We start from the raw sequence: 20,386 nt of genomic DNA on the forward strand, positions 1-20,386 counted from the left end.
TTAGTTGAAAGCAGGAAAATGGCTGGGAACGGCGGCAGTTCTGGTGCTCACCGGAACCGCTGTACTCTGGATTAACGGCCGGTGGCCGACAGGCGGCTTCCGAGTGCCGGAATGGGCATTTACGGGTACCGGGGAGAACGGCAGAGATGCCGGTAAGGGCAGTGCAGATCAAAACGATGTGGCCCAGGGCAATGGAAATGCGGAGATGGGCGGCAGAGAATTTAACAGACCGCTGGAGTCGGAGACGGGGAGAGACGCCGGAACTGATGGGGTGGGAGATGCCGCGAATCCGGTGCCGGAGGTGCTTCCTGTGGCCTATGACGGCCGTACAACAGGCAGGGCGCCTTCGATAAAGAACCAGGGATCTCTGGGAACCTGCTGGGCCTTTGCCTCTCTGATGGCGCTGGAAGCGCGTCTGCTTCCTAATGAGGTATACGACTTTTCGGAGGATCATATGTCCCTGAATAATGGTTTTTGCATTCCGCAGAGCGACGGAGGGGAGTATACGATGTCTATGGCGTATCTCCTGTCCTGGAAGGGGCCGGTCCTGGAAGCGGATGATCCCTATGGAGATGGTGTCTCTCCCGCAGGCCTGAAGGCGGTCAAACATGTCCAGGGAGTCGAACTGGTACCGGGAAAAGATTATGAAAAGATTAAGAGGGCCATTCTGCAGTACGGAGGCGTACAAAGCTCCCTTTACACTTCCATGACGGACGAGGAAAGCCAGTCCGTTCATTATAATGAGGAGAAATACACCTACTGCTATATTGGGTCTCAGCCGCCGAACCATGATTCCGTGATCATTGGCTGGGATGACGAGTATCCGCGGGAGAATTTTAACATGGAAGTCAATGGCGATGGAGCGTTTATCTGCATGAACAGCTGGGGAGACGGCTTTGGCGATGACGGATATTTTTATGTGTCATATTACGACTCCAATATCGGGCTGAATAATATTATTTACACGGATGTGGAAGATCCGGATCATTACGATCATAACTACCAGACAGATTTAAGGGGCTGGGTGGGGCAGCTGGGGTATGGTTCCGATACGGTATGGTTCTCCAATGTCTATGAGGCGCAGGGGAAGGAGACTCTGGAGGCGGCTGGATTCTATGCCACAGACAGACATTCTTCCTATGAAGTCTATGTTGTGAAAAATATCGGGGACGAGGAGTCCATAAAGGCCGGAGAAGGTTTCAAAAACCGGAAGCTGGCGGCGTCAGGAAGTCTCGACTATGCCGGATTCTATACCATCCCTCTGAACGCAGATACAGGGGCTGGGCTGGATCTTGAACCGGGGGAGCGGTTTGCCGTGCTGGTGAAGCTGACGACTCCGGACAGCGTCCATCCGGCCGCAATCGAATACGATGCAGGGGATGGAAAGACGGTCGTGGACATCAGTGACGGTGAGGGGTACATCAGTCCCGATGGGGTGAATTTTACCAGGGTCGAGGAGGAGCAGAAATGCAACCTCTGCCTGAAGGCCTATACCACGGACAGGAAGTGAATCCGTTTTATGAAGGAGAATATACAGATGAGTAATAACAGGATCGTATTTGCCACTGGCAATGAGGGAAAGATGAAGGAGATCCGGCTGATTCTGGCCGATTTGGGAATGGAGATTTTATCCATGAAAGAGGCCGGGGCCGATCCGGAGATCGTCGAGGATGGGAAAACGTTTGGTGAGAACGCGGAGATCAAGGCGAAAGCGGTGTGGGCTGAGACCGGAGGAATTGTCCTTGCGGACGATTCCGGCCTGGTGGTGGACTGTCTAAATGGAGAGCCGGGTATCTATTCAGCCAGATATATGGGCGAGGATACTTCCTATGAGATCAAGAACCAGACCATTATCTCCAGGGTCAATGAGGCGGCCGGTGACGACAGAAGCGCCCGGTTTGTGTGCAATATTGCGGCCGTGCTGCCGGATGGAAGTGTTGTCCATACGGAAGAGACCATGGAGGGAATCATTGCAGAAAAAGCGGCGGGAAATGGCGGCTTTGGATACGATCCGATCCTCTTCCTGCCGGAGTTCGGAGTGACCAGCGCGGAGATTACCATGGAGCAGAAAAACCGGATCAGCCACCGCGGGAAAGCGCTTGAGGCGATGAAGCGGAAGCTGGAAGAGATTTATAAGGGGGACGTGCGATGAAGATATTGATTGTGAGCGATACACACAGAAAAGACGATAATCTGAAAAAAGTGATTGAGAAGACATCGCCGCTCGATATGCTTATTCATCTTGGCGATGCGGAAGGCAGCGAAACGAAAATCGCCGGCTGGGTTGGAGAAGACTGTGACCTGGAAATGGTGCTGGGAAACAACGACTTTTTTTCCAATTTAGACCGGGAGAAGGAATTAAAGATTGGAGAGTACCGCGTCCTTCTGACTCACGGTCACTATTATAATGTATCTTTGGGCGTGGAGCGCTTAGAGCAGGAAGCGAGAGACCGCCGTCTGGATATCGTCATGTACGGACATACCCACAGACCTTTCTATGAGGTGCGGGGCGGTGTGACTATCTTGAATCCCGGAAGTCTGTCTTATCCCAGACAGGATGGAAGGAAACCGTCGTTTATGATTATGGAACTGGATGATCAGGGGAAGGCGCATTTTACTTTAAACTTTCTGGAGCCGCAGTATAATTAGTGGGTGGAGAATTAAGAAAAAGAGATTGAGGAAGAAGTGCCTGTAGTGAAATTAGTGGGAAGAAATGTGTAAAGGTGTTTAAGTGGATTTGGGATGTTACAGAAAAATGGAAGGTTAGAATATGAAGGTCTGGTAGTCCGTACTACCAGATACCTGTTTGTTTATAAAAACGCTCCCGCAACGATATGCCGGAGCGTTTTTCATTTCAGGGGTTATAGGGGCGATAGGGCAGACTCCAGTCTGCAGACCCGGAAGTCGAGCTTATTCAGATAGGAATAAATGATGCCGAAATCATTGTCTTTCGATCTCAGCGAGGATACGTCCTTCTGGAGCTGCTTCAGCTTTTTGGAGTTTTCCCATACCTGCATGTGGATGCGCTCAATTTCATCGAGAAGCATGGCTTTGCTCCTGGCAATACGGCTGTCTATTTCTGACAGCAGGTATGCGGTGGTTGATTCGAAACGGAAGTCGAGTTTTGCGTCGTAGTCGTCGAAACGTGAATCAAGTTTGGCGTCGTACTCTACGAAACGTGAATCGAGCTTAGCGTCGTAGTCGTCGAAACGTGAATCAAGTTTTGCGTCGTACTCTACGAAACGTGAATCAAGTTTTGCGTCGTACTCTACGAAACGTGAATCGAGCTTAGCGTCGTAGTCGGCGAATTGTGAAACGAGTTTAGCGTCGTAGTCAGCAAAGCGAGCGTCCAGTTTCGCATCATATTCAGCAAAGCGAACGTCCAGTTTCGCATCATACTCAGCAAAGCGAGCATCCAGCTTCACGTCCAACCTCGCATCATACTCAGCAAAACGAGCATCCAGTTTCGCATCCAACCTCGCGTCATACTCAGTAAAGCAAGTCTCCAATTTTTCGCCAACCATACATCCGATCGCCTGTAATAATTCCTGGTTCTGTGTATTTAACATGATCTTACCTCCTTTCCGTGAGAGTAACTACATTATACTACGAAAAGGAGTAAAAAACCACGATTATTGTTGTGAAAATTCATTAAAAATTATTATAAAACCGGCTTCTATTATCTCCTGGCCGCTTGTCGCTGTATACGTTACCTGGCGGCAGTGAAAAGACTCTGATGCAGCCTTGCCTCCAGCGCCAGCACCTTTTTATAGTCCTCCGGCGTGTCCATATCTATGATGCAGGTCTCATCCTCCGCTGAAAAATACTCCGCTTCGCTGTTAAATGGTGTCAGTGCTCCTTTTAGTCCCGCATCGCCCTGATAAGACAGTATATCCGGAATGCAGTCGGCCGAGATCACAGGAGGATGGCCTTTCCGCATTGAAAAAGAGGGATACAGGACGGGAGTGTCCGAGCGGTGGAATTCATCTATCAGATCTTCTATCAGCGACCGTGTTACCAGCGGGTAGTCTACCGGCAGAATCAAAAATGCCGAAACCTCCTGGTCCAGAGCCAGAATCCCGGCCTTTACCGAGGTAAACATACCCTCCGCAAAGGCCTGATTTCTGACCGTTGTTACGCGGCTCCCGGATAAATGTGCTTCCACTTCATCTCCACGGTAACCGGTCACCACGATGGTCCGGTCGGTCAGGCCGTCAAGGACTTCGGCCTGCCTGCGGATCACCGTGGTCCCTCCTATGGGCAGAAGAGGTTTCAAACGCCCCATCCTGGAAGAATAACCCGCGGCTAAAAGTATTGCTTCAATTCTGCCCATAAGCTTCCCTCCTATATCATTAAATAGTACATCAGGTCATTAACTGCGCGTCAGCGCCACTGTCCTCACTCCGCTGTGGAGTTCTGGCATTTAACAAGGAGTTCCGAACCAGAGTCCTGGCAATCTGTACTTTATAGCCATTTTTGGAAAGCGGAAGCGCTCCCTGAAGGGCGATCTCAGCCGCTTCCGCTGCCAGTTCCCCAGTGACTGCTTTTCCGGTGATATAAGCTTCCGCCTCCTTGGCGCGCAGCGGAATCGGGGCGACGGCACCCAATACAATTCTTGCATCTGTTACGACGCCATCCTGTACCTTGTAGGCGGAGGCGACGCTGACTACGGCGAAATCATGGGAATCCCTGACACGGAATTTGTCATAGCCGATCCGGTAGTCCCTGGCGGAAGCCGGAATTCGTATTTCCGTTACAATTTCATCCTCTTCCACCAGCCGGCAGTGGGATTTCTTCATCATTTCTCCGATCGGTTCTCTGCGTTTGCTGGTTACGATCTCCGCATCCATCGCGGTAAGGACGGTTGCCACATCGGAGGGGTTCACGGCGAGACAGCCGCAGTTAAAGCAGCGTTTTGCCTCTTCCTGCACCTGTTCCCACGTAAGTCCATAGGAATCCTCCAGATGAAGTCCACGCTCCTCCTTCGGGCGTTCCGGCAGCCTGGCGGCTTTTGAGTGACCGGTACAGGAGGCGTCAAAGGTAATCAGCCCGCCTAGCGGGTGTCTCGCGTCCCCTTCCGTCTCGCCGGTCATAAAGCAGTGGACTGCGACAGAAGCTTTTTTGCCGTCTGCAATGGCGTCCACCACCGTTTTCGGTCCGGTCGTGACGTCGCCGACTGCAAAGACTTTATATACACTGGTTTTCATAGTCGCAGGGTCTACGGATATCAGCCCGCGGCTGACCTCCAGCTCCAGCGCCTCACCCAGGAAGGAGAGGTCGGTTTTCTGGCCTACCGCCATGAGGATGGAACTGCCGTGAAGTGTGGTAGTTTCATTTTCATGGTAAGATGGGGCAAAATGGCCCAGCTCATTGAAGACGGCGGTACAGCGTTTTAAGACGAGCCCTACGATTTCCCCATTGTCGCGGAGAATCTCCTTTGGCCCCCAGGAGGGGAGGATCGTGATGCCTTCTTCTCTGGCGCGGTTCAATTCCTCTTCGCTTGCAGGCATCTGATTTTCCGGTTCCAGACACGCCATAACCACGTTTGCAGCGCCCAGACGTTTGGCTGTGATTGCTACGTCCACCGCCACGTTTCCGCCGCCGACAACGATGATATCTTTGCCGATCTTGCTTTCCATCCATTTATTGACTTCAATCAGGAAATCCAGGCCGAAGGTGGTGAGCTCTTCCCCATCGAGCCCGATCAGAGGCCGTTTCCAGGCGCCCGTGTTTAGAAAGACGCTGTCATACTGTTCCACCAGATCATTCACCGGGATGTCTTTTCCGATCTCAACGCCTGTCAGGAATTCGATCCCCATGTGTTCCAGAGCCGAGATTAAGTTTCTGACGATCTCCTTTGGCAGACGGTATTCCGGAATTGCATAGCGGAGAAGTCCGCCGGCTTCCTCCATTTTATCGTACACCCGGACGCTGTGTCCGCGGCTCCTTAAATAGAATGCCGCAGTCAAACCGGCGGGGCCGGAGCCTACGATGGCAACGCGCTTGCCGCTGTCGGTCTTTGGGGGTACCATAAACCGGTCGCTGTGTTCCAGGATATAGTCACCCACGTACCGCTCCATGCCTCCAATGTTGACATTGTCATCGTACTCCTTCCGCTTGCAGTTCATCTGGCAGAAATGGGTACAGACACGGGAGGTGACGGCCGGAATCGGGTTAGCCTCCAGCAGGATCGATGCCGCGCCATCCATATCGCCGGCGCGCAGCTTTGCAAGGTATTCCGGGATGTCCACATGGGCGGGACAGTTGGAAGAACAGCCGCTTAAGTTTACCTTCCTGGCTCCGAAAATGGAGTGGTTCTTATTTTCTCCGGTCATGGCGTTGCAGGTGTCGCCCCCCTTGCGGAGGCACTGGATTCTGCCGCCGATTTCATCGGGATAGCGGTAGTACCAGCAACGGACTTCCTGACAGAGATTGCCGCCGATGGTGGCAAGGTTGCGGATTAAGGGAGTCGCCACACTTCTCGCGGCGTCGGCCAGCGCACCGTATTCCTGCTGAATCAGAGGTGAGGACGCAATATCACAGAGTTTGGCGGTCGCACCAATCTTCAGGCCGTCTTCGTCCTCCACGATGTGGTCCAGTCCTTCAATGGATTTAATATTCACAATTGTTTCCGGGTAATCCGGTTCTAATTTATGTTTTAAGACACTGAGCAGATCCGTCCCGCCTGCGATAATTCGGGCATTTTGCTGTTCTTCCTTTAAAATGCCGGCGGCCTGGCTTAAGCTCTCTGCATCCGTATGGTTAAAATTTTTCATTTGGTGTTCACCTCGCCTTTCCTAACGCCTTAAGGATCTGATCCGGTGTCAGAGGATAATCCATAAGCTGAATGCCGATTGCATTGGAAACCGCCATCATGATAGCGCCCGGTAACGGAGCACCGGATATCTCACCGACTCCGATTCCTCCAAATGCGCTTAAATCGTTGGGGGTCTCTTCAATATGGGTTTCAAAGGTCGGAAGATCCGGGAAGACTCTCCACTTAAAATCAACCAGATTGTTAGTCAGGAATTTTCCGGTCTTTTCGTCCAGAATCATCTCCTCGTTAATGGCGCTGTCGCTTCCGCAGCTTCCCAGGCCGCCCTCCAACTGCATCTTTAAGGAATACGGATCAATAACCTGACCGACGTCGGTTCCCTCTACTATGCGCACAATTCTTACGTCTCCGGTATCGGTATCCACTTCCACCTCGACGAATGCGATCATGAAGCATGGCTTGGAGTGATCCATTTCGAAGACGCCATGGCCTGTAATGGTGTTCATGGGCCCTAACACGGCAATCCATGGAAGCGCGACTTCCGGGTTGTCTTTCATGAAAATGATTCCGTCACGCGTATCCAGCATTTCGGCAGGGCAGTGAAGAATAGCGGCTGCGCCCTCCAGCAGCTGTGTTCTGGCGTTTCGGGCCGCGTCGCCTACCATGCGCCCGTATACAAGGGTTCCTCTCGATCCGGCCAGTCCCCAGTCCCATGGGTTATCCTGGCTGTCAGGCGTCGAGATCGTTACTTTATCCAACGGCAGGTTTAGAATTTCGGCAGCCATCTTTACAACGGAGGATCGCTGTCCCATGCCGGATTCGGCAATACAGACGTTGATATTGGCTGTCCCCCAACCGTCCAGTTTGACGAAGGCCTCGCCGTGAAGCATACCGCAGTCTGCGCTTCCGTGGACACAGCAGCCTACGCCGTACTGCTTGCTTCCTTCGGTCTTATACGGTGTCAGCCAGCCCTGGAACTTATCTTTCCAGCCGAAGTGTTCTGCCGCGTGATCCATGACATCATTGTAGCTTAAGAAATGGTTTTCCCACCAGTGCCCCTCAACCCAGTAATAGCCGCCGTTGATGTCACACATATTTTTCTTGAAAAATTCAACCGGATCTAAATTCATTTTTGCCATAGCCATGGACAGGACCGGAACGAGTGATGCATAGGATTCCTGCCCGCCGAATCCGCGGATACCGCCGGAACGGCAGCGGTTGGTGGCGACCAGATGGGGCTGGTAATTCCAGTGTTTGCATTTGTTGAGCAGCAGCATGGCGCGCCCTAAGCCGTTGGCGATCTGGCCCTGGCCAAAGTCGGAGTGAACGCCTGAGCCGACCAGCCAGGTTCCCTCGTAGGCGTGAAACCGTACCGTCGGGGAGGAGTCCCACCTTTGCGGTCAGACGGCTGCCTAAACGGAGCATATAGGTGGCTAAATGAGCTTCCTTGGAGATGATCAGCTTCACCGGTTTTCCCGTTGCTTTCGCCAGTGCGGCGCAGTAGAGACCTTCCATGGGAACCGTATTCTTGCTTCCGAAGCTTCCGCCTACATTGGCGGAAATGACACGGACGTTGACATTTGACATGGCGAGCTGCATAATCATTTTCTGAATGTTGGGGCTCTGGAAACTTCCCTTCATGTTGCACTGGTTCGGCCCATCCCACCAGGCGACGAGGCCCGGGCTCTCAGCGGGCAGCGGATTGGAGATCGTCTCATACCTGGAGGTTCCCTCTACGACGACAGCACATTCCTCAAAGCCTTTTTCGATATCACCGATGACCAGCTCCTGCAGGGCCTTGGGGCCGAAGGGCGGGCAGCCGCGCTCAATGATATTGTTAGGAAACTGCTCGTATAACTGCGGGGCTCCGTCGGCAATGGCTTCGTCCAAATCGTGGACAGCCGGGAGAACCTCATATTCCACCTCGATTAAATCGGCCGCCTCCTCGGCAATGCGGTTTGACGTGGCCGCAATCAGCGCTACCGGGTCACCGACAAAACGTACATGGCGGTCCAGAAGCCGCTTCTGTGCAGGCATTCCGGTAATCCAGTCAAATGCATTTTCATAGGTCATGATCGTTCTGACTCCGGGGAGTTCCATGGCCCTGCTCACATCTATTTTTTTAATCATCGCGTGAGGATGGGGACTCATTTTAATACGGCCATACAGCATTCCATGCATATGTATATCGTTTGCGTACTCGGCTGACCCTGTTACAATGGCCTTGCCGTCTATTCGGGGAGTCGGCTTACCCACATATCTGAATTCCTTACCCATATCATTCACTCCCTTCTTTGGCGGCCTGCTTCACGGCCTCCAGCACCTGGTAATGGCTGATGCATCTGCAGTAATTTCCGGCCAGAGCTTCCTTGATTTCTTCCTCATCCGGATGCGGATTTTCCGCCAGCAGTGCCTCGGTCGTCATGATGATTCCCGGTGTGCAGTATCCGCACTGAAATGCGGAGTGGTCGACAAATGCCTGCTGTACCTTATCCAGTTCGCCTGTATTCGGGTCCTGGAGTCCCTCGATGGTACGGATGTCGGCGCCGTCGCACTCGATGGTCAGCACCGTACAGGACGGTATGGCCTTCCCGTTCATGATGACGGTACAGCAGCCACAGGCGCCGTCATCGCAGGAAATCTTGGTTCCTGTCAGCAGAAGGCGCTCACGCAGCGTTTCTGCCAGTGTGTCCGCAGGAGCAATCTCACCCACTGCATTCCCCACACCCAGCTGGTACACATCACCGTTTACGGTGATTGTGACCAATTTTTTGTTTTCGCCCATAATTTTTGTAACCTCCTTACAATGGTATTTATCAAACGGATCATCGAATCTCCGTCTTGCTGCCTCTGGGGCGTGTCTGATAATCATTTTCGGCAATTGACCAAAAAAGTGAAACGTTATTGACAAAAATATATCATTATGCCTAAAATAACTATAACACAGGTGTAAGACAGGTAATCTACAAAAAGTGAGCCATGTTTTTGTAGGGAAAGGAGCTTCGCCGGAAATGAAATTAAAATTAGAGTATCTGGCCGGATGCGGGACTTTTTCAGAGTGCCGCTTTCGGACACCGTTTTATGAGAAAGAGGTTAGCGGCCTGGCTTTTATTTGCAGGTCCGGGCCGGCAGTGTGGGAGCCGCAGAGTCTGCTTCTGGTATGCGGCGGCCTGATTCCCAGTGGGAGAGAGCCGCTGGCCTTGTGGCTGGATGAGCGAAAGGGCTGTGGGGCGGCCGGATTTCTCGCGGATTTATCCGGGGAGGAAGAGGAGCGGATTGATGCGCTGGCAAAGGCATGCCGCGAGCGGGAACTGGTCTTCGGGACTGTGGCAGCGGAACGTTTTGTATCGCTGATAAATGAGTATTCTCATCTGATTGCGTCCAGGACGGATGGAACTGTAAGAGCTTATGACAGGGTACTGGAGGACCTTCAGCACCGGTTTTACATCAGCGGAACGGATTCTCTCTTAGACGGCCTGAGTTACTGGACCGGCTGCCAGGCCGCACTGATCGTGGGGCAGGATACCTTTGTGAAACCGCCGGTTCCCGTGCTGAATGAGGCTGTTTTCTATCCGGCCTACTGGCGGAAGGAGCCGCAGAAGTCCCCGTTATCCCATGTAAGCCTCTATTCCTCATCGTATTCGGAGAAAATGCTGCTGCAGGCGGAGCTGTTTAAAAACCGCCTGCCATTTGGTGTGCTCTGCCTGATTGGAGAAGAGGGCAGATTCGAGCCATCGGATTACATACTTTTAAACTACGCCTCCATTCTCTGTACCGGTATCGACGATTACAAACGGCGTTCCCGCCGGATTGAGGCCGCGATGGAAATGATCTGCGGCGGACAGATGCCGGATTCCTCAGTGACAAACCTGTTTCCGGAATCAGGATATGCGCTGGTGCTTCGGGAGCAGGAGACAGACGGTGCGGCGGATGGAAAAAAGGAGTATTTGTCCTATCTGATCCATCATTATTTTCCGCAGCAGCTCTGTTACAGCTTTTCGGCGGAAGGGAGTCTGCGGCTGTTTGTATCGACGGAAGATGTGGACCATTTTGGCCGCCGTCTGCTGGATATTTTAGACGGCGCCGGCAAACGGTGCAGGGCGGGAGTGAGCCGGTATTACACCATTTCCCAGGCGGTTACCGCGTTCTTTGAGGCGGAAAGCGCGGCCCATATCGCCGGACTTCTGGAGTACGGCGAGCGGATCTGCTATTACCATGATTTAGGTATCTACCGGCTGCTCAACTACCCGGAGAATTCATGGCCCATTAACCAGATGCTGGGGGAAATGGACGAGCTTCTGAATCAGATGGATGAGGAAAAACGGGATGTCCTGGCGATGACTGTAAGGGTCTTTGTCAAATGTAAGTTCAATTACCAGAAGACGGCGGATAAATTGTATACACACGTTAATACTGTCCGCTACCGGATTAAGTTGATTGAGGATTTGTGGGATGCGGACCTCTCCAGCGATGAGGGGCGGCTTCTGTTCAGCGTGCTGGCGAAGCTGCTTCCGCTGTGGATGAAGAGCGGGTGTTATAGTGGGACGTTGCCAAAGGAGGGGGAGTGAGTACGCCTCAGAGCTTGTGGAGAGCGGGAGGGAGGGTACTGGCTTTGTAAGGAGGTAAAACGTAGGTTTTTGGCATGTGGGGGGGAATTAGATTAGATTAGCTTAGATTAGATTAGCCTGGAATAAATGGTGGATGGAAAAAGGGTGCTCCGGCCTGAAGGTGACAAGGCGGGGTACCCTTTTTATAAAAAAGTGTTTGGTTTTAGTTTTCTTTCCAGCCGTCTGGCAGGTAGTTTAGAGTGTTGGAAATCATGTCGTTTACCAGAGTTTTTACTTCTTCCTCTGATGCGCGTCCTTTGACAAGCGGGTCGGCCAGGAAGGCTTCGCAGACGAGGGCGCGGTCGTATGTAAGTGCAGCTTTTAAGATTCTTTCATGATTTTCTACATGAGGAACGATTAAGGTCTTTACCTGCTCCGGTATGGTGCCGGCGACGATGGGCTGGATGCTGTCTAAGCTGAATACGGCGTTGGTTTCTACCACGGCGTCTGCCGGGAGATTGGCAATCTGAAGGGCGGTATTCGGGATGTTGACGTTGCTGATGGAGCGTTCCAGGCCGCATAAGGACTTGATTAACAGGATTCCTTCCTCTCCTGACGGTTCAAGCTTGATCTCTTCCTCACCGGATACGAGGCGGTGGCTGCGGTCGAGGCGCTTCTGCAAATCAGCCTTTCTCCAGTCTACTGTGGTCAGGCCGAATTTCCAAAAAGATACGGTCTCGGGATCTTTTAAATACTCACCGCCTGGCATGAACTCTGCCAGATGACGGTCGCCTGCGGCGGCGATGAGGCCATAGCGGCGGAATAAATCAAATTTAACACGGTGGGCGCAGTCAAAGGTGCTGTTGGCCCAGTTTTTGTCTGGCTCGTTATAGCCTTCTTCATAGTGGCTGTCGATGTAATCACGGTAAACAGGGAACAGATCGATTCCTTTATAGGAAGCCTTGTCGAGCCATGTAAAATGGTTGATTCCCAGCACGTTGATGTTGATGTCACGGCGGTCAATCCCGGTCAGGCCAAGGGTTTCCTCGCAGATGCCCTTTAATACCTTCTGCGTGCCAAATACTTCATGGCAGCATCCGAATGCCTTGATCTGCGGGAACACATGGTACAGAGTCTTCACACATAAGGTCATGGGGTTGGTGTAGTTGATGACCCATGCTTCCGGAGCGTACTCTTTGATGGCCTCCGCGATTTCTACAAACATGGGAATGGTGCGCAGGGCGCGGATCATTCCGCCAGGGCCTGCGGTGTCGCCGACAGACTGGTAGATTCCGAGGCGTTCCGGCAGATGAACGTCACTTGCCATTTCATCAAAAGTGCCGGGCAGTATGGAGATTACGACGAAGTCACAGCCGGTCAGCGCTTCTCCGATGGTGCTGCAGGTAACGTAATCCCATTTTCCAGTGGTATCCTCTCTGGCAGTCAGCTTATTTCCGATGATTTCATTATTTTTGGCCGCAGCCTCATCGATGTCGTAAAGACGGATGGTTCCGCTTAAGGAATCGTCCATGGATAAGTCGGTCATGAAGGTCCAGGCCCAGCCTCTGGAGCCGCCGCCGATATAAGCGATGTTCAAATCACGGACTTTGTTGTTTTCGTATTTCATGGTAAAATCCTCCTTCTATGCATTTCCTGCTTTCGTGTCTCATTTCTTTCTATTGCTAATTATACAGCAGTATAGTATTATAAAGCTTATAGAATCGATGCTTTTTCTGGTATTTTCGTACTTTTGGCTACTGATTTTTAAAATGCAGAAAGCGTGAGGCAGAGGATGGAACAAACGGTATTTTCAGAGAAAATGGCGGGGCTCACCATTGATGAGGTGATCCGCGACTACGAATTTACGATGCAGACCAAACATTTTCATGACAGCTTTGAACTGTATTTTCTGCTGGAGGGAGAGAGGTACTACTTTATTGACCGGGAGACCTACCATGTAAAAAAGGGAATGGTGGTTCTGGTCAACCGTCAGCAGATTCATAAGACCAGTCTGGCTGGGAAATCGTATCACGACAGGATCCTTCTGCAGATCAGCCAGGAAGGCTTCAGCCCATTGCTGGAGCAGGCGGGGCTGGTTCCATTAACCAGGATGTTTGAGGAGAATTATGGCGTAACCGAGCTTCCGGAAAAGGTGTGGGAGCAGGTGAAGCTCCTGCTGTTTGAGATTCAGGATGAGTTAAGGGAAAAACAGGGGAAATACGATGGGATGGTAAAGCTGAAGCTGGCGGAGATTCTTCTGCTTATTTACCGCTGCCGCAGGAACCGGGTATTTTATAAGCAGGGCGGGGAGATTTCCACAGTGCAGACAGCCAGACACCAGAAGGTCCATGAGGTGGCCGACTATCTGCTCCACCATTATGACACGGATGAATCGCTGGAGGACCTGGCGGAACGGTTCTTCATCAGCAAGTCGTATTTGAGCCGGATTTTTCGGGAGGTGACTGGTTTCTCCGTCAATGAGTACCGGAATATTACCCGGATCCGGAAGGCCAAGGAGCTGCTGGCGGGCAGTGAGTATTCGGTGACGGAGATTTCGGAGCTGTTGGGATTTGAGAGTGTGACGTATTTTGAACGGGTGTTTAAGAAATTGACGGATAAGACTCCGCTTAAATATAGAAGGATTTGCAGCGGGGATATGGAGGAGTAGCAGTAAGATTCATTGGAGTAAGGCAGGCAGGGGGGGATTTCATTTCCCCGCCTCCCTGCCGTGATCCTGTAACCTCAGTTATTCATGATCTCCAGTCTTATAATCATCTCTGGCCCAGTTAGGTGCATGGATAGGGCCGGCTTTTGCATTGCCGTTTTTAGCAGCGCCCTGAATTTCGGGTACCTGGGCCTGCTTATTCTCAGGACGATTCATTTTATGATGATTTTCGGTTCCGTGATTATCCGCATCATAAGGATTGGGCCTTCTCATTCCTGCTTTTGCCATGATCATACCTCCTGTCTGCAGTAGTTTTTGTATCATTGGAAGAAAATATGCAGGGAACTTTTGCTGACAGAGGAATGGACCGGGAAAAGCCGTTTGGAAAGGCGGGCAGGAGAAGAGGAAAATAGAAAGCACCGGGAATCCCAGTAAATATAAGGAATCCCGGTGCTTTTTAACATCTTTTAATACTGCGGGTAACAGGACTTGAACCTGCACGGTCTCCCACCAGAACCTAAATCTGGCGCGTCTGCCAATTCCGCCATACCCGCTGACACCAATGGATGATACCATCTGAGGGCGGAAATGTCAAGAATTTATAATTAAGCTTTGTGAGCATATATAAACCAAATATGATAATGTCCTAAGTAACCACAAATGAAAATGTCCTCAAATTGTATTATAATAACCTCACAGCTTATAACGCAGGAGGTTCAGGACAATTAAGGAGATTAAACTTCGGATGAAGGAACAGGAAAAATACGAGATTATTAAGAAACTTGTGGAAACCAGCGGGAATAAGGATAACGCCGCTCTGAAACTGTCTGTTTCCAGACGGCAGATTAACCGTATGATGAAAGGATATAAAGAACAGGGAAAAGCTTTCTTTGTTCATGGCAACAGGGGGCGCAAACCAGCCACAGCTCTCTCTGAGGATATCAGAAAACGTATCGTCTCTCTTTATCAGGAACAATACTTTGATGCCAATTTTACTCATTTTACGCAGCTGCTTGCGGAGCGGGAAGGCATTCTTGTTTCTACAACCACAATTCAATCGATATTGGAAGAACATTACATCTTATCCCCTATGGTTACAAAAGCAAAGCAGAAACGTATTTCTGCTCATTTAAAGGCGGTACAAAAGACGGCTTCCCACAAAGAAGCCGTCGAAATCCAAAAAAATCTCGTTGCTGTGGAAGATGCACATACACGAAAACCACGGAAGGCTTTCTTTGGCGAACAGGAACAGATGGATGCTTCTCCTCATGAATGGTTCGGTGGTTCTGTCACACATCTCCACATCGCTGTAGATGACTGCACCGGCCGGATTACAGCTGCGTATTTTGATACACAGGAAACCCTGAATGCCTACTACCACCTGTTTCATCAGATACTCACTGCGTATGGCATTCCTTATGGCTTTTTCACAGACCGCAGAACCGTTTTTGAATACAGGCAGAAGAACCGTACCGAACTGGCAGAGGATACCTACACGCAGTTTGCTTATTCCTGTAAGCAATTCGGTGTAGAGCTGGAATGCAGCAGTATTCCACAGGCAAAATCGCGTGTGGAGCGTATGTTTAAGACCTTACAATCAAGACTGCCAGTCGAGTTACGACTGGCAGGCATTACAGAGATCAACGCAGCTAACGAATTTCTTCGTTCCTATATCGCCAAATATAACGCTGAGTTTGCTCTTCCCCTTAATGGTATCAAATCTGTCTTTGAAAAGCAACCCGATCAGGAAAAAATCAACCTGACCCTTGCCATTCTCACCGAACGGGTGGTGGATGCCGGCCATTGCATTCAAAAGGATAAAACCCATTATCGTATGTTAGATAAAAGTGGAAGGCAGGTACATTACCTGAAAGGGACAAAGGTTATGGTAATCCAGGCATTTGATGGGCAGCTGTTCTGCATTGTCAACGAGAATACCGTGCTGGTGCTGGAAGAAGTCCCCGAGTACGAGAAAACCTCCCGGGCATTTGCACCTGAAATCCCCAGGGAAAAACCAAAGAAACGCTATATTCCCCCTATGAGCCATCCATGGAGACGCAGCACGTTTATAAGGTTTGCTCAAAAACAGCCACATCGGATCGAAATGGAGCTCTCTGCCAATCGCTATTAAAACAGAAAAAAGCACCGGCGGCGCCGGTGCTAATAATGCACTTTTTTCAGGACATTTTCATTTTTGCTTTACAGAATTTATAATTAAGCTTTGTGAGCACCTTTGCGGATAATCGGATAGATTTCCAATGCCAGCAGTGAGAATACTACGATATATGCCAAATATGTCATATGTAACACCTCTCTTTCTTTGATACCATTATTATATACACGGGGAGGGAAAAGGGCAATCCGCATAGTATCTAAAAAATATTTAGGAAAATACCAGATTGAATACAGAATATACAAAAACTTTTAGGAGACCTAAAAGTTTTTTAGATGCCGCATATTGCGTTACATAGAGTGATAAAATAATGTCAATTAAGGACGTAAAAAGTGGAAGCTTTACCCCACAAAAAAAAGTCGTACTCGACGACTTTTTTGATGGTCTTTACATACCATATCATTACTGAGACACCGGGGACTCGAACCCCGGACAACTTGATTAAAAGTTATATCTAAGTTGAATAATATGGGATTGTCTTGCATGTCTGGGCGGTCAAGTTGATGTAATTCCCAGCTTTTCCTTGTTTTCCTACATATCTGTTTGGGACGAAATAACTGTGATCGGCAAGTGGGGGCATCGCTGGGGGGCCCGCTTGCACGGTGATAGCGTTTTGGGACGTATATATATTTTTGTCTTAATCCACTTTATCATTTTTTAGATAGTTGCTACGTTCTTGAATTTCCATGCTTGAATCTTCATCTAAGAATGGAGTTTCGACAAGGATATCTTCATCTAATTTACCGTTAGAATTTTTTAATTCCGTTATTTTTACATATTGTAATACGTCTCCTGGTTGACATTGTAAGGCCTCGCAAATCTTTTCTATTGTATCCATTTTTACAGGCTCATTTTTTGCAAGTCTTGCCATTATAGACGCTGTTATATTTGCTTTCTTCTGCAATTCTCCCTTTTTAATTCCCCTATCAATAAGTATGTGAAATAACTTGTTGTATATAATCGGCATGATTACTCTCCTTTTTTTGTTTTAAGAATAACATAAAAATGGCATAAAAGCAATATATCTCATGTTTATGTTATATTTCTATTGACAAACTAACTTTTATTCGTTATATTTATCTTGTATTTATTATAAATATAGCTTTATCGTTACTTTTATTTTTAAAACAATGCATATGGAGGGTGATTTAATGATTAGATATTATAAACTTTTTGATATGTTAAATCGTAAGGGGTTAAAAAAAACGGATTTATTAAATGTCTTGACTTCTGGAACGCTGGCAAAATTGGGCAAAGGTAATAATATTCGCATGGATATGCTTGATAAGATATGTTCATTTTTAGATTGTCAACCGGGCGATATTATGGAATATGTGGAAGAAGAGGAGAAATTGAAAGTATGAATGTTGTTTATAAGTTTGTCCCAGAGTATGAAACAGCAGAGGAAAAGTTAAAAAAAGACATTGTTTCGTATGCTGGTAAGCTTCTTGAAATTGTCGGTTCTCGTACTTTGATTGTTGGTGTTGATGATGATGATAAACCATTTGTTATGTGTTGTGATTCTCGATTGCGGAATGCTCTTGATTTCTCTTTGATTGAATATTGATATGTGGATATGTTTAAGTTTGATTGTTCTGTTTGTTTGGCTTATTGGTTGTGTGTCTGTATGGTAAATAGCTATGGTTCGAGCGGTTGCGCCAGCGGCGCAACGCTGAACCATTACTTGACAGTATAAACATTTAAGCGTACTTTTTGGAAAAAAGGGGGTAAAATTTGGAGCCGTATAATGTGAAAGTAATTACGTATCCGGATTTAACAAAACAGTTCAGGGTGTATCATCAAGATGTTTTTTACAGGGGATATTTTCCAAAAGATCGGATTAAAAATCCATTTGACGATCAATGGACAAGGGATATAGAAACAGATATTGGTAAGCATTTTGAACATTTGTTGGTTGGGATAGTGTTTCTGAGATAGATAAAATTAATGTTTGATTTTATAGGAGTTGATTTTATGTTTTTGTTGCATATGGTTGCTGTTCGTTTGTTAGATTGGCTTGATAGTGTGTTTTTGTTTGTTAGTTGGAATTTGTAATTTTTTTTGTTGATGATTGCCGGAAAGTCCCGGCTTACCCCCGACCAGTAATACGGGGGTAGAAAAACCAGAGAGGAGACAAACAAGCTTATGTTTATTGGTGATTGTGAGACACTGGCTAATGGCCTGTATTTATCGGTCGACTGGATTTCTTTTACTATTAAAGAAAGCATGTCGTATCTTGATGTAGTATCATACTTTGGGTTGCGTATGGAAGATTTTCAAACGGGCTTAAATGGCCGCTATGGCTATAAGTCCCGTATTCAACATAGTATAGTTCCCATTCATATTTTATATGATGGTAACGATGATATGGGGGTTCACGTTGATATTTCCGGTTCTGCTGTCGGTTATTTTCTGAATGCTTATAAAGAAAAGAAAACTTGTGAGATGACCCCTTTCGGTGAACTGTCTTATTCTGTTGAATCTTTTGATTCTACGGTTCTTACTGATCTTTTAAAGGATATCATGGATAAAGGCCAGTTGACGCGGTTAGATTTGGCTGTTGACGACTTGGGCTGTCGTTATTATTCTTTAGATGAACTGACTGATATTTTTAATTCTGGTTTGTATGTTTCAAAATTCAAAAAGTGGAAGTTGAATATTGAAAAATGCAATGGAGAAACGACAGGGCATACCATTTATTTAGGCAGTCGCACCAGTGAAATCATGTTTCGTATCTATGATAAAAAGTTAGAACAAAATTCAAAAAGTGATTGTGATACCATTGACAATCCTTGGGTAAGATGGGAAATAGAATTGCATAAGGATAGGGCTTGTGCGGTTGCTTTGTATCTCATATCCGGAAATAACCTTTCGAATGCAGTAATTGGTATTTTGGCTAATTATTTACGTCTGATCGAGCGTGATAATGAGAGGAATTCCCGTTGCTCCACCTCTGATAAATGGAATGATTTTATATGTGGTATTTCTAAACTTAGTTTGTATCAGAGATCTCCAGAAAAAACACTGGAGGAAAAAAAAGAGTGGCTTATAAAACAGGTTGCCCCCACAATTTCGGCTATTTACCGTATTGATGGTGATTTAAGTTTTATCTATGATCTGATTGAGAATGGTTCTTCCCGTATTTCTGCTGAATTGCGTCATTTGATTCAAAATGCTTTAGAGGGTGTAAGCTATGATGTTGAATCGTGCATTTGATAAATTTATATTGGAGAAGCGTATTTCTGGATTAAAAGAGGTTAGTATAAGCGATTATAGGAATACCTTAACGCGGTTTCTTCGCTCTTTTGGTAATACAGAAATTAGTCAATTGGCATATGATGATGTGGGGTCCTATATACTGGGTCTTTATAAAAGCGGTCTTTCAAGGGCTACTGTGTCGACGTATGTTCGTAACGCTAGAATCTTCCTCTGTTGGGTATCGGCAGAGTATGGACTCTCCTTTGATGCTACAAAAGTTAAAATACCAAAGTCGCCGAAAAAGGTAGTACATATTTATACAGATGATGAAATCAGGGATATTTTTAAATCTATCGAATCTGCTATTCCATGGATTACGGCCAGAAACCGGGCTGTTGTTTCCTTAATGCTTGATAGTGGTATCCGCCAGTGCGAGGTATGTGATCTTCTGCGCACTGATATTGATCGTAAGCGTAATATTATGAAAGTGAGTGGCAAAGGAAGTAAGGATCGTATGGTTCCGATTGGTAGGGTATCTCTGTATTTAATAGACAGATATTTGCTACAATGTCCATATGAAAGCAGCTATGTATTTATGGGCAGAACTGGCAAGCCTATGAGCCGTAATGCTGTGAAGCTTTTTACCTATCGCTTACAGAAGGAACTTCCCTATAGTTTTTCTTCTCACCGGTTACGGCATAATTTTGCTACGAATTATTGTATCGATCATGTGCGTAAAAATGGCCAGTCCGATGTTTATGATTTAAGTATTTTGATGGGTCATGAGAGTGTAGAAACGACTAAAAAATATGAACATTTTGCACATGAAATTATAGCCGCTGAAAATAGTATATCTCATTTAGATGGTGTCTGGGAAATTGAAAAAATGACAGAATTTTGAGTAATAAAAAAAGTGCCAAAAACCTCGTATTTATAAGGATTCTGCCACTTTCGTGAGATACCGGGGACTCGAACCCCGGACAACTTGATTAAAAGTCAAGTGCTCTACCACCTGAGCTAGTATCCCA

Annotated in this window: 19 protein-coding genes, 2 tRNA genes and 1 pseudogene; 11 read left to right on the forward strand and 11 right to left on the reverse strand. The window is 47.9% G+C overall.

The annotated features are described in order from the left end of the window. Positions 1 to 4: 4 nt before the first annotated feature. From ACLTD4_RS16355 to ACLTD4_RS16365, 3 genes are read left to right on the forward strand one after another with little or no spacing between them, the layout of a single operon-like run. Complete coding sequence (locus ACLTD4_RS16355) at positions 5 to 1,510, forward strand: lectin like domain-containing protein (RefSeq protein ID WP_117624446.1); 1,506 nt, start codon at positions 5 to 7, stop codon at positions 1,508 to 1,510. A gap of 27 nt (positions 1,511 to 1,537) precedes the next feature. Then, entirely contained in the window at positions 1,538 to 2,152 is a 615-nt protein-coding gene (gene rdgB, locus ACLTD4_RS16360) for an RdgB/HAM1 family non-canonical purine NTP pyrophosphatase (protein ID WP_055660717.1), read from the forward strand. Next, entirely contained in the window at positions 2,149 to 2,649 is a 501-nt protein-coding gene (locus ACLTD4_RS16365; protein WP_055660695.1) for a metallophosphoesterase family protein, read from the forward strand. The genes rdgB and ACLTD4_RS16365 overlap by 4 nt, the downstream gene beginning before the upstream one ends. Before the next feature lie 212 nt (positions 2,650 to 2,861). On the opposite strand, the gene ACLTD4_RS16370 is transcribed toward ACLTD4_RS16365, so the two are convergent. From ACLTD4_RS16370 to ACLTD4_RS16395, 6 genes and pseudogenes are all read right to left on the reverse strand, one after another. Next, on the reverse strand, positions 2,862 to 3,569 hold the full coding sequence (locus ACLTD4_RS16370) for a hypothetical protein (protein WP_118519194.1): 708 nt from the start codon (positions 3,567 to 3,569) through the stop codon (positions 2,862 to 2,864). A 140-nt stretch (positions 3,570 to 3,709) separates the two neighbouring features. Beyond that, positions 3,710 to 4,333, reverse strand: coding sequence for an NTP transferase domain-containing protein (locus ACLTD4_RS16375; protein WP_117624449.1), 624 nt, complete (start codon positions 4,331 to 4,333; stop codon positions 3,710 to 3,712). A 31-nt stretch (positions 4,334 to 4,364) separates the two neighbouring features. Beyond that, the gene (locus tag ACLTD4_RS16380) at positions 4,365 to 6,776 is read right to left on the reverse strand and encodes an FAD-dependent oxidoreductase (protein ID WP_117624450.1); all 2,412 of its coding nucleotides are present in this window, start codon (positions 6,774 to 6,776) and stop codon (positions 4,365 to 4,367) included. Positions 6,777 to 6,783: 7 nt separating this feature from the next. Then, positions 6,784 to 8,118, reverse strand: coding sequence for a xanthine dehydrogenase family protein molybdopterin-binding subunit (locus tag ACLTD4_RS16385; RefSeq protein ID WP_412331425.1), 1,335 nt, complete (start codon positions 8,116 to 8,118; stop codon positions 6,784 to 6,786). A 64-nt stretch (positions 8,119 to 8,182) separates the two neighbouring features. After that, positions 8,183 to 9,052, reverse strand: a pseudogene (locus ACLTD4_RS16390) (xanthine dehydrogenase family protein molybdopterin-binding subunit); the annotation flags it as partial. A 1-nt stretch (position 9,053) separates the two neighbouring features. Continuing rightward, positions 9,054 to 9,560 carry a (2Fe-2S)-binding protein gene (locus ACLTD4_RS16395; RefSeq protein WP_029467346.1) on the reverse strand — a complete coding sequence of 169 codons (507 nt, stop codon included), beginning with the start codon at positions 9,558 to 9,560 and terminating at the stop codon, positions 9,054 to 9,056. A gap of 226 nt (positions 9,561 to 9,786) precedes the next feature. Between ACLTD4_RS16395 and ACLTD4_RS16400 the strand changes: the two genes are divergently transcribed. After that, positions 9,787 to 11,343, forward strand: coding sequence for a PucR family transcriptional regulator (locus tag ACLTD4_RS16400; RefSeq protein WP_117624452.1), 1,557 nt, complete (start codon positions 9,787 to 9,789; stop codon positions 11,341 to 11,343). A 202-nt stretch (positions 11,344 to 11,545) separates the two neighbouring features. On the opposite strand, the gene ACLTD4_RS16405 is transcribed toward ACLTD4_RS16400, so the two are convergent. Beyond that, a complete protein-coding gene (locus ACLTD4_RS16405) occupies positions 11,546 to 12,949 on the reverse strand; it encodes an alpha-glucosidase/alpha-galactosidase (RefSeq protein ID WP_117624453.1) in 1,404 nt (467 codons plus the stop codon). 165 nt (positions 12,950 to 13,114) lie between these two features. On the opposite strand from ACLTD4_RS16405, the gene ACLTD4_RS16410 reads away from it, so the two are divergent. Further along, a complete protein-coding gene (locus ACLTD4_RS16410) occupies positions 13,115 to 13,990 on the forward strand; it encodes a helix-turn-helix domain-containing protein (RefSeq protein ID WP_117624454.1) in 876 nt (291 codons plus the stop codon). Positions 13,991 to 14,068: 78 nt separating this feature from the next. On the opposite strand, the gene ACLTD4_RS16415 is transcribed toward ACLTD4_RS16410, so the two are convergent. Then, complete coding sequence (locus ACLTD4_RS16415) at positions 14,069 to 14,275, reverse strand: hypothetical protein (RefSeq protein WP_055660711.1); 207 nt, start codon at positions 14,273 to 14,275, stop codon at positions 14,069 to 14,071. A 186-nt stretch (positions 14,276 to 14,461) separates the two neighbouring features. Beyond that, positions 14,462 to 14,541: transfer RNA gene (locus ACLTD4_RS16420), tRNA-Leu, on the reverse strand. A 191-nt stretch (positions 14,542 to 14,732) separates the two neighbouring features. Here ACLTD4_RS16420 and ACLTD4_RS16425 point away from each other — a divergent pair. Next, the gene (locus ACLTD4_RS16425) at positions 14,733 to 16,118 is read left to right on the forward strand and encodes an ISNCY family transposase (protein ID WP_055657671.1); all 1,386 of its coding nucleotides are present in this window, start codon (positions 14,733 to 14,735) and stop codon (positions 16,116 to 16,118) included. Positions 16,119 to 16,797: 679 nt separating this feature from the next. Here ACLTD4_RS16425 and ACLTD4_RS16430 read toward each other — a convergent pair. After that, entirely contained in the window at positions 16,798 to 17,127 is a 330-nt protein-coding gene (locus ACLTD4_RS16430; RefSeq protein ID WP_117633756.1) for a helix-turn-helix domain-containing protein, read from the reverse strand. A gap of 184 nt (positions 17,128 to 17,311) precedes the next feature. Here ACLTD4_RS16430 and ACLTD4_RS16435 point away from each other — a divergent pair, with 184 nt between their 5' ends. The 5 genes from ACLTD4_RS16435 (at position 17,312) to ACLTD4_RS16455 (ending at position 20,259) form a co-directional block, all read left to right on the forward strand. Then, positions 17,312 to 17,524 (forward strand): helix-turn-helix domain-containing protein, encoded by a 213-nt coding sequence (locus ACLTD4_RS16435; RefSeq protein WP_117633755.1) that lies wholly within the window; start codon positions 17,312 to 17,314, stop codon positions 17,522 to 17,524. Continuing rightward, positions 17,521 to 17,727, forward strand: a complete 207-nt coding sequence (locus tag ACLTD4_RS16440) for a hypothetical protein (protein ID WP_117633754.1) — start codon at positions 17,521 to 17,523, stop codon at positions 17,725 to 17,727. The genes ACLTD4_RS16435 and ACLTD4_RS16440 overlap by 4 nt, the downstream gene beginning before the upstream one ends. Before the next feature lie 182 nt (positions 17,728 to 17,909). Continuing rightward, positions 17,910 to 18,098, forward strand: a complete 189-nt coding sequence (locus ACLTD4_RS16445; protein WP_412331423.1) for a hypothetical protein — start codon at positions 17,910 to 17,912, stop codon at positions 18,096 to 18,098. Positions 18,099 to 18,305: 207 nt separating this feature from the next. Next, positions 18,306 to 19,376, forward strand: a complete 1,071-nt coding sequence (locus ACLTD4_RS16450) for a replication initiation factor domain-containing protein (RefSeq protein WP_117633752.1) — start codon at positions 18,306 to 18,308, stop codon at positions 19,374 to 19,376. Next, positions 19,354 to 20,259 (forward strand): tyrosine-type recombinase/integrase, encoded by a 906-nt coding sequence (locus ACLTD4_RS16455; RefSeq protein WP_412331424.1) that lies wholly within the window; start codon positions 19,354 to 19,356, stop codon positions 20,257 to 20,259. The genes ACLTD4_RS16450 and ACLTD4_RS16455 overlap by 23 nt, the downstream gene beginning before the upstream one ends. A 53-nt stretch (positions 20,260 to 20,312) precedes the next feature. Here the strand turns inward: ACLTD4_RS16455 and ACLTD4_RS16460 are convergent. After that, positions 20,313 to 20,385: transfer RNA gene (locus ACLTD4_RS16460), tRNA-Lys, on the reverse strand. Position 20,386: the final 1 nt, after the last annotated feature.

It is taken from the genome of Hungatella sp. (genome assembly GCF_046966825.1).

Bases quoted from the DNA above. Each gene is read 5' to 3' on its own strand.
- ACLTD4_RS16365 (WP_055660695.1), top strand. From the start codon at position 2,149: ATGAAGATATTGATTGTGAGCGATACACACAGAAAAGACGATAATCTG.
- ACLTD4_RS16430 (WP_117633756.1), bottom strand. From the start codon at position 17,127: ATGCCGATTATATACAACAAGTTATTTCACATACTTATTGATAGGGGA.
- ACLTD4_RS16435 (WP_117633755.1), top strand. From the start codon at position 17,312: ATGATTAGATATTATAAACTTTTTGATATGTTAAATCGTAAGGGGTTA.
- ACLTD4_RS16455 (WP_412331424.1), top strand. From the start codon at position 19,354: ATGATGTTGAATCGTGCATTTGATAAATTTATATTGGAGAAGCGTATT.
- ACLTD4_RS16375 (WP_117624449.1), bottom strand. From the start codon at position 4,333: ATGGGCAGAATTGAAGCAATACTTTTAGCCGCGGGTTATTCTTCCAGG.
- ACLTD4_RS16440 (WP_117633754.1), top strand. From the start codon at position 17,521: ATGAATGTTGTTTATAAGTTTGTCCCAGAGTATGAAACAGCAGAGGAA.
- rdgB (WP_055660717.1), top strand. From the start codon at position 1,538: ATGAGTAATAACAGGATCGTATTTGCCACTGGCAATGAGGGAAAGATG.
- ACLTD4_RS16370 (WP_118519194.1), bottom strand. From the start codon at position 3,569: ATGTTAAATACACAGAACCAGGAATTATTACAGGCGATCGGATGTATG.
- ACLTD4_RS16425 (WP_055657671.1), top strand. From the start codon at position 14,733: ATGAAGGAACAGGAAAAATACGAGATTATTAAGAAACTTGTGGAAACC.
- ACLTD4_RS16405 (WP_117624453.1), bottom strand. From the start codon at position 12,949: ATGAAATACGAAAACAACAAAGTCCGTGATTTGAACATCGCTTATATC.
- ACLTD4_RS16410 (WP_117624454.1), top strand. From the start codon at position 13,115: ATGGAACAAACGGTATTTTCAGAGAAAATGGCGGGGCTCACCATTGAT.
- ACLTD4_RS16400 (WP_117624452.1), top strand. From the start codon at position 9,787: ATGAAATTAAAATTAGAGTATCTGGCCGGATGCGGGACTTTTTCAGAG.
- ACLTD4_RS16450 (WP_117633752.1), top strand. From the start codon at position 18,306: ATGTTTATTGGTGATTGTGAGACACTGGCTAATGGCCTGTATTTATCG.
- ACLTD4_RS16395 (WP_029467346.1), bottom strand. From the start codon at position 9,560: ATGGGCGAAAACAAAAAATTGGTCACAATCACCGTAAACGGTGATGTG.
- ACLTD4_RS16415 (WP_055660711.1), bottom strand. From the start codon at position 14,275: ATGGCAAAAGCAGGAATGAGAAGGCCCAATCCTTATGATGCGGATAAT.
- ACLTD4_RS16380 (WP_117624450.1), bottom strand. From the start codon at position 6,776: ATGAAAAATTTTAACCATACGGATGCAGAGAGCTTAAGCCAGGCCGCC.